This is a genomic window from Corallococcus sp. CA047B (assembly GCF_003612065.1).
Taxonomy (GTDB): Bacteria; Myxococcota; Myxococcia; order Myxococcales; family Myxococcaceae; genus Corallococcus; species Corallococcus praedator.
The window spans coordinates 1-1,102 of sequence record NZ_RAWD01000662.1; the positions used below are offsets into that span (position 1 = coordinate 1).

The window sequence follows — 1,102 nt, forward strand, 5'->3', positions numbered from 1 at the left end:
CTACCACGGTGATCACGGCGGTTGAGGCGGGTAGCCGCAGTAGGCGAACCAGGTCGCTGCGTCCTGTGGCCGCACGGTTGCGAGTGCCTCTCGCATCGCTTCGCGGAGGGCCACATGCGTGCGGGCGCCGATGGCCCGCATCCGCGTCTTTACTTTCAACCAGCACGACTCGATGGGGTTGAGTTCTGGGCTGTAGGGCGGCAGGAAGAGAAGACTCGCCTTGCGACTGCGAATGAGTTGCTCGACTGCCGGTCGGTGATGGGGGCTGAGGTTATCCATGACAACCACGTCGTGAGGTTTGAGGATGGGTAGAAGTCCCTCACGGACGTAGGTTTCGAAACGTTCGCTGTTGGTGGCGCCCTCAAAAGTCAGTACCGGCCCCACTCCTTGGAGCGTCAGGTCCCCTATCATCGTGACTTGTTGGCGACGGCCCAGGGGCACGTAGCCGCGAGCGCGCTGCCCACGTCGAGCACGCCCATACCGGCGCGTCATGGTGAGGGTCGCGGCAGTCTCGTCGATGAAGTGGAGGCGCGCGGGCTTCAGTTGGGCGGCCGTAGCCAGATACCGCCTGCGGGCCCGGCGATTCTTCGCCAGCCTCCGCTCGGAGGCGAGGAGTGACTTTTTTTGCGCGTATAGCCTAATCGGCGGAAGGCACGTCCCATGGTGGCGCGGCTCACCCTCACACCCGTTTGCTTGGCGTAAGCATCCGCGATTTCCTGGGTCGTACTGTCGGGCGCGGCATCCAGCAACCGCTTCACCTTGCCCAGTTGCGAATCCGGGATGCGGAAGAAGGGCCGAGGGCCCGGGCGCTTTGGCGCGATGGAGCCGGTTCGCTTCCAGCGGCCAATGAGGCGATCAACCGTCGCGACCCCTACTCGAAACCGCTTGGCGAGCTCTCCCCAGGACTCCTCTCGTGTCAGGTGCGCGTCGAGTATCCGCTGCCGCAAGTCCATCGAAAGTGGTGCGCCCATGACCTCAATCTATGGGCTCTGGCGCGCTCGCCCTTGCTCGTCACGCATGGGATGGGCCCAACGAGGGCTACGCCCTGCGCCTGCCTCGATCCACGTTCGTGAGCACCGTCGTAAACGACGGAGCGCGATTC

Annotated in this window: 2 protein-coding genes; both read right to left on the reverse strand. The window is 64.2% G+C overall.

Going from position 1 to position 1,102, the window contains the following annotated elements:
• Positions 1-12: 12 nt before the first annotated feature.
• Positions 13-642: an IS630 family transposase gene (locus D7X74_RS45415; RefSeq protein ID WP_120538473.1), complete on the reverse strand. Its 630-nt coding sequence runs from the start codon at positions 640-642 to the stop codon at positions 13-15.
• Positions 540-971, reverse strand: a complete 432-nt coding sequence (locus D7X74_RS45420) for a helix-turn-helix domain-containing protein (protein ID WP_120538474.1) — start codon at positions 969-971, stop codon at positions 540-542. Before D7X74_RS45420 ends, D7X74_RS45415 begins: the two co-directional genes overlap by 103 nt.
• Positions 972-1,102: the final 131 nt, after the last annotated feature.

Bases quoted from the DNA above. Each gene is read 5' to 3' on its own strand.
- D7X74_RS45420 (WP_120538474.1), bottom strand. From the start codon at position 971: ATGGGCGCACCACTTTCGATGGACTTGCGGCAGCGGATACTCGACGCG.